At 65.4% G+C, this 6,655-nt stretch carries 6 protein-coding genes, 1 tRNA gene and 1 pseudogene; 5 read left to right on the plus strand and 3 right to left on the minus strand.

Annotation, left to right across the window (positions count from 1 at the left end):
* Together ACE3SN_RS15535 and ACE3SN_RS15540 are read right to left on the minus strand one after the other, a co-directional pair.
* A pseudogene (locus ACE3SN_RS15535) lies at positions 1–683 on the minus strand (methyl-accepting chemotaxis protein); the annotation flags it as partial.
* A gap of 2 nt (positions 684–685) precedes the next feature.
* Positions 686–997 carry a hypothetical protein gene (locus ACE3SN_RS15540; protein WP_374531541.1) on the minus strand — a complete coding sequence of 104 codons (312 nt, stop codon included), beginning with the start codon at positions 995–997 and terminating at the stop codon, positions 686–688.
* Positions 998–1,148: 151 nt separating this feature from the next.
* Between ACE3SN_RS15540 and thyA the strand changes: the two genes are divergently transcribed.
* The 4 genes from thyA to ACE3SN_RS15560 all read left to right on the plus strand — a co-directional run bounded on the left by thyA (position 1,149) and on the right by ACE3SN_RS15560 (position 5,866).
* The gene (gene thyA, locus ACE3SN_RS15545) at positions 1,149–2,093 is read left to right on the plus strand and encodes a thymidylate synthase (RefSeq protein ID WP_374531543.1); all 945 of its coding nucleotides are present in this window, start codon (positions 1,149–1,151) and stop codon (positions 2,091–2,093) included.
* Between the two features lie 148 nt (positions 2,094–2,241).
* Entirely contained in the window at positions 2,242–3,543 is a 1,302-nt protein-coding gene (locus ACE3SN_RS15550; RefSeq protein WP_374531544.1) for a 3-methyl-2-oxobutanoate dehydrogenase (2-methylpropanoyl-transferring) subunit alpha, read from the plus strand.
* Entirely contained in the window at positions 3,540–4,595 is a 1,056-nt protein-coding gene (locus ACE3SN_RS15555) for an alpha-ketoacid dehydrogenase subunit beta (RefSeq protein ID WP_374531546.1), read from the plus strand. The genes ACE3SN_RS15550 and ACE3SN_RS15555 overlap by 4 nt, the downstream gene beginning before the upstream one ends.
* Before the next feature lie 5 nt (positions 4,596–4,600).
* The gene (locus ACE3SN_RS15560) at positions 4,601–5,866 is read left to right on the plus strand and encodes a dihydrolipoamide acetyltransferase family protein (RefSeq protein ID WP_374531547.1); all 1,266 of its coding nucleotides are present in this window, start codon (positions 4,601–4,603) and stop codon (positions 5,864–5,866) included.
* A gap of 4 nt (positions 5,867–5,870) precedes the next feature.
* Here ACE3SN_RS15560 and ACE3SN_RS15565 read toward each other — a convergent pair whose 3' ends face one another.
* Positions 5,871–6,245, minus strand: coding sequence for a hypothetical protein (locus ACE3SN_RS15565; RefSeq protein WP_374531549.1), 375 nt, complete (start codon positions 6,243–6,245; stop codon positions 5,871–5,873).
* Between the two features lie 326 nt (positions 6,246–6,571).
* On the opposite strand from ACE3SN_RS15565, the gene ACE3SN_RS15570 reads away from it, so the two are divergent.
* Positions 6,572–6,648, plus strand: a tRNA-Asp gene (locus ACE3SN_RS15570).
* Positions 6,649–6,655: the final 7 nt, after the last annotated feature.

The raw sequence follows: 6,655 nt of genomic DNA on the forward strand, positions 1-6,655 counted from the left end.
TCGTAGGCGGCGGGGAACGGGGTGGTTACGCGGGTCGCAAGGTCACCGCGGGCAAGGCTTTGCAGGCGTTCGCTGACCGCGGCGATGACCTGGCGCTGTTCGGCATCGACCGCTTCGCGCAGGGCCTGGGCGGTCGCTTCGGCGCTGGCCTGTTCGATCCGCGCCGCGGCCTGACCCAGCACCAGACCTTCCAGTTCAAGGCTCAGCTTGATCAGCACGCCCGCCTCGATCAGCACGATCAGGGCATGGAAGAGCACGCGGGGCAGGCTGGCCCCATCGGGAAAGACATAGGCCGGGGCGACGAAGGTGGTCAGGAGGTGATGCACCGCCGTGACCAGCGTGGCTGCCACCAGCGGACGCCAGTCGGCCAGGATCGCGGTTGCGGCAATCAAGGCGAAGAACACCATGTGGACGTCGATCTGCCACGACTGACCGTGCGCCTGCATCAGGAAGACCGCGGCAAACAGCGGCAGGGTGGCGCCCAGCAGAATACGTGCCGCGCTATCGCTGCGGCCCTTCCAGGCGAGCCAGCTTGGTCCCAGCGCCAGCACCACGCTAAAGCCGAAGCCAAGCACGTCGCCCGAAAACAGCACCGCCTCGACCCCCGACATCGCGACGCAAAGCCAGCAGATCAGGGCGAGGATCTGGATACCCTTGAGGCGGAATTGTTCAAGCTCGTCCATAGTCACGTGTTTCCTTGGGTGTTGAGCGTGCCGCACAGTCGCTCGGGCACCGCCACCGCGACGATGCCCTGCGCCAGGGCTTCGAGCCCGGCCCGGTCGGAAGGCATGCGCACGATCAGGTGACCTCCGCGAACGCTTGCACCCTGAATTGGCAAATCGAGCCCGGCACGGGTCGGGTCGCCGGTCAGGATCAGCGCGGCCTGGCCAGAGCGGGGATAGGCAATTGCGGCAAGCATGATCGCGCTGCCCAGTGCGCCCGGCACGAACCATTCGAGCCAGTGCGTGCTTCCGGTTGTGCGCGCGCTTCGTTCCATGTTGGGCGGCTTAGCGCAGCGCGATTTGCGTTACGGTGCCGAGGCCGATCTGGCGAATTACCTAGTCCTGCTTCGGATTTGCCACAGCTTTCATGGCCGCAGCGCCGCGCCCCAGCTTTCGCTTCGCGCGGGGCTTGGCTAGGGTCGGGGCATGGCGACGAACCCGCAAGACGGCCAGCACTGGGAATGGCAGTACCTCAACCTGATGCGCCGCATCTGGGAGCAGGGCGACGAACGCATCGACCGCACCGGGGTGGGTACGCGCTCGGTGTTCGGGGCGGAAATCCGGTTTGACCTGGCGGGCGGGGCCATGCCGCTGATTTCGACCAAGCGGGTCTACTGGAAAACCGCCACGCGCGAATTCCTGTGGTTCCTGACCGGTGACACCAATATCCGCAAGCTCTGCGCACAGGGCGTCGAAATCTGGACCGACTGGCCGCTCGACCGTTACCGCAAGACCACTGGGGACGAGATTTCGCGAGAAGATTTTTCCGCGCGTATCGTCGCCGACGAAGCCTTTGCCGCCGAATGGGGCGATCTTGGCCCGGTATATGGCAAGCAGTGGGTCGACTGGCCGGTCTATGAACCGGCGGGCGAAGGATTGTTCCGTCAGCGCCCGCACGGGGTGAACCAGGTGGCCGAAGTGGTCCACAGCCTGCGCCACAACCCCGGCAGCCGCCGCCACATCGTCGAGGGCTGGAACGTCGCCGAACTCGCGCAGATGGCCCTGCCGCCGTGCCACAAGACCTATCAGTTCCACGTTGCCGGCAACCGGCTGTCGTGCCTGCTCTACCAGCGTAGCTGCGACGTGGCGCTGGGCCTGCCGTTCAACCTGTGGGGCGCGGCGCTGTTTACCCGGATGCTGGCCCAGCAGTGCGATCTGGAGCCGGGCGAGCTGGTGTGGATGGGGGGCGATACGCACCTCTATCTCAACCATGCGGAGCTGGTTGAAGAACAGATCGCGCGCACACCCGAAGGGGCGCCGGTAATGACCATTGCGCGCCGTCCCGATTCGGTGTTCGATTACCGGATCGAGGACTTCGAAGTGACCGGCTATGCCCCGCAAAAGCACATCTCTGCGCCAGTTGCGGTCTAGCGGCGGTTCGGTTGACGTTGGACGCGAAGCACGGCGTCATCCTAATGCTGATTTGGTTGACGATGTGACCGGTTTGAAATAATATAACACGCATCTGGAATTTGCTTCCAAGGCTGCATGGTGCATCCCGGAAGCGGGAGAGCGCGTTATGGCGAATGGGCCTACCAGTGCAGAAGGTGCGCGCGGCAACCTGCCGCCGCTGTCTTTGCACGTTCCCGAACCGCATTTCCGGCCGGGCGATCCGGTCGATTATTCGTGGCTGGACATCCCGCCCGCCGGGGCCGAGCCGCGCCCCGACGAAGCCTGCGACGCCGCCGAAACGCACCCCTTGTGCCTAGGGCTGGTGCGGGTGCTCGATGAAAATCACCAGGCTGTCGGCGCATGGGACCCTGGGCTCGATCCCGAAACGCTGCGGCGGATGCTGCGCGTCATGGCGCTGACCCGCGCCTTTGATGACCGGATGTATCGCGGCCAGCGCCAGGGCAAGACCAGCTTCTACATGAAGTGCACCGGGGAAGAAGCGACCAGCGTAGCGTCCGCCTTCGCTCTTGCTGACGACGACATGGTGTTCCCCAGCTATCGCCAGCAGGGCATCCTGATCGCGCGCGGCTATCCGATCGTCGAGATGATCAACCAGATCTATTCGAACCGGGCGGACAAGCTGAAGGGCCGCCAGCTGCCGATCATGTATTCGAGCGCTGAGCACAACTTCTTCACGATCAGCGGCAATCTCGCGACGCAGTATCCGCAGGCCGCCGGCTGGGCCATGGCCAGCGCGATCAAGGGCGACACCCGGATCGCGGCGAGCTGGGTGGGCGAAGGCTCGTCGAGCGAAGGCGATTTCCACGCCGCGCTGACCTTTGCCGCCGTTTACAACGCCCCGGTGATCTACAACGTGGTCAACAACCAGTGGGCCATTTCCAGCTTCTCAGGCTTTGCCGGGGCCGAGCGCACCACCTTTGCCGCGCGCGCGGTGGGCTATGGCGTGGCCGGCCTGCGCGTGGACGGCAACGATCCGCTGGCGGTCTATGCCGCGGTGCGCTGGGCCGCGAACCGTGCGCGCAGCGGCGGCGGACCGACCCTTATCGAGCACTTCACCTACCGCGCGGAAGGCCATTCGACTTCGGACGATCCCAGCCAGTACCGCTCTGCGCACGAGCGCGAGGAATGGCCGCTGGGCGATCCGATCATGCGCCTCAAACGTCACCTGATTGCGCTGGGCGAATGGTCAGTCGAACAGCATCAGGCGATGGACGCAGAGCTGATCGAGCAGGTGAAGGCCGCGACCAAGGAAGCGGAAAAGAACGGCGTGCTGGGCCACGGCCTGCACCATCCGTTCCACACCATGTTCGAGGACGTGTTCGAAGAGCTGCCCTGGCACCTGACCGAACAGAGCGAACAGGCGATGCGCGAGCGCCGGATCAAGTGGCCGGAGTGGAAGGAATCATGAGCGTCGAGGAAGCCCCGGTGAGCCTGCACGATGCTCCCACCCGCCGCCTCAACATGATCGAGGCGATCAACGACGCGCTCGACATTATGATGGCGCGCGATTCCAATGTCGTCGTGTTCGGCGAGGATGTCGGCTATTTCGGCGGGGTGTTCCGCGCGACGGCGGGCCTCCAGAAGAAATACGGCAAGAACCGCGTGTTCGACACCCCGATCAACGAATGCGGGATCATCGGCGCGGCGGTGGGGATGGGGGCCTATGGCCTGCGCCCGGTGCCGGAAATCCAGTTTGCCGACTACATCTACCCAGGGCTCGACCAGCTCGTCTCGGAAGCGGCGCGGCTGCGCTATCGTTCGGCGGGGGAATTCATCGCGCCCATCACCGTGCGCTCGCCCTTTGGCGGCGGGATCTTCGGCGGGCAGACCCACAGCCAGAGCCCCGAGGCGCTGTTCACCCATGTCGCCGGCCTCAAGACCGTGATCCCGGCCACGCCCTATGACGCCAAGGGGCTGCTGATCGCCGCGATCGAGGACAATGACCCGGTCATGTTCTTCGAGCCCAAGCGCATCTACAACGGCCCGTTCAATGGCTATTACGACAAGCCGGTCGAACCCTGGGCCCGCCATGCGGACAGCGAGGTGCCGGAGGGCTATTACTCGATCCCCCTCGGCAAGGCGCGGATCGTGCAGGAGGGCGAGGCGCTGACCGTGCTGGCCTATGGCACGATGATCCACGTGGCCGAAGCGGTGTGCCGCGAAAAGGGCGTCGATGGCGAAATTATCGACCTCAGGACGCTGGTCCCGCTCGACATCGAGGCTGTGCAAAAGTCGGTGGAGAAAACCGGCAAATGTCTGATCGTTCACGAAGCGACCCGCACCTGCGGCTTTGGCGCGGAACTTTCCGCGCTGGTGCAGGAACGCTGCTTCTATCACCTCGAAGCGCCGATCGAGCGCGTGACGGGCTTTGATACGCCCTATCCGCACAGCCTCGAATGGGCATATTTCCCCGGTCCCGTCCGCATCGGCGAGGCGCTGGACAGACTCCTGAAGGCCTGACCTCTATGGGCAAGTTCACTTTCAATCTCCCCGACATCGGCGAAGGCATCGCCGAGGCCGAAATCGTCGCCTGGCACGTCAAGGTGGGCGACCGGGTCGAGGAAGACGACAAGATCGCCGACGTGATGACCGACAAGGCCACGGTCGAGATGGAAAGCCCGGTATCGGGCGTGATCGTCTCGGTTGCCGGGGGCGAGGGCGAAATGCTGGCGATCGGCGCGCCGCTGGTGGTGATTGAAACCGACGGGGAAGGGGAGGAAGAGCCCGCCCCTGCGCCTGCGCCAAAGGTTGAAGCAGCGCCGGTTGTCGACGCCGCGCCTCAGCCCGTTGCTTCGCCTCCACCACCTCCGCCTGCTCCCGTCGCCGCAGAACCGGTGGCTCCTGCGCCTGTTGCGCAAGCCCACGCCAAGGTCCTCGCCAGCCCTGCCGTGCGCGCGCGGGCGAAGGAACTGGGCATCGCGCTCGACCAGATCCGTCCCGCCGAGGATGGCCGCATCCGCCACGCCGATCTCGACGCGTTCCTCGCCTACAACGGCGCCTACCGCGCGCCGGGCGGCAAGCGCTCCGACGAGCAGGTCAAGGTCATCGGTATGCGCCGCCGCATTGCCGAAAACATGGCCGCATCAAAGCGCAACATCCCGCACTTTTCCTATGTCGAGGAATGCGACGTCACCGCGCTCGAAGACCTGCGCGCCCAGCTCAACGCGGGCCATGCCGACCGCCCGCGCCTGACCATGCTGCCCTTGCTGATCCGCGCCTTCTGCCGCTGCCTGCCGGACTTCCCGATGCTGAATGCGCGCTATGACGACGAGGCGGGCGTGGTTACCCGCCACGGCGCGGTGCATCTGGGCATGGCGACCCAGACCCCGGCGGGGTTGATGGTGCCGGTGATCCGCGACGCGCAGGACAAGAACCTGTGGCAACTCGCCGCCGAGATCGCGCGGCTGGCCGAAGCTGCCCGCAATGGCTCTGCGACCAGCGCGGAATTGTCGGGTTCGACCATCACGGTTACTTCGCTCGGGCCGCTCGGCGGCGTGGCGACGACGCCGGTGATCAACCGCCCGGAAGTCGCCATCATTGGCCCCAACCGGATCGTCGAGCGCCCGATGTTCGTGCCCGATGGCATGGGCGGGGAACGCATCGCCAAGCGCAAGCTGATGAACATCTCGATCAGCTGCGATCACCGCGTGGTTGACGGGTGGGATGCGGCTAGCTTCGTTCAGGCCGTCAGGAAGCTGATCGAAACCCCGGTGCTGCTGGTGGCGGACTGACGGTTCAGCGCACGATCGCGCTGTAGGCGATTCGGCCCGAACCCTGCGCGGCCTGGTTCGGGGCAACGCGCCAGCGCACATGGGTAACGTCTTCGGGGGTGGCGAGACGCCCCCCGATGCGCAAGGCGCCCAGTTTGCCCCAGGTGCGCCCGCCGTCGACCGAGACTTCCTCGTCGCCGCTGGCGCTGCCCTGGTAATAGACCGTGCGCGGCAGGGGATTGGTCACGACAAAGCCGCCCGCGCCGCCCAGCTTGTACCAGTTGACGACATAGACGACCCGGTCCCCCCGGCGAAGTTCGCTGGCTGGTTGGAGCATCCGGCCGCGTTCGGGAATGACACGTTCGACGAAAACGGAACTGTCGATCGAGACCGCGGGCATCGACGGGGCGGCAGTTCGTGCCGAGGCGCCAATTGGCGCGAGTACGCCGGCCAGACAGGCAAGGCTTGCAATGCAGCGGGAAAAAGTCACGTCAATCAGCCCCCGTTTCGTGCGCCGGTCCGGGCGCTACGGGGCCAAACATCGCAAAGGTGGGCAAAGGAATGGTTAACGCCAGCTTGCGGATGTCTCTGGGCATGGCGCGAGGTGCCAATCAGTGCCCGATTCACCGGCTTGGGGAGCGTGGAAAAAAATGCGCGGCGGGGGTGGTTCACAGGTGTTGACAGCCCCGCCGTGCTGCCCTAGTGGCGCGGCTCCCAAGTGGCTGCGCGGGTGTAGCTCAGTTGGTTAGAGTGCCGGCCTGTCACGCCGGAGGTCGCGGGTTCGAGCCCCGTCACTCGCGCCACTTGGGA

Source organism: Novosphingobium sp., assembly GCF_041915465.1.
Taxonomy (GTDB): domain Bacteria; phylum Pseudomonadota; class Alphaproteobacteria; order Sphingomonadales; family Sphingomonadaceae; genus Novosphingobium.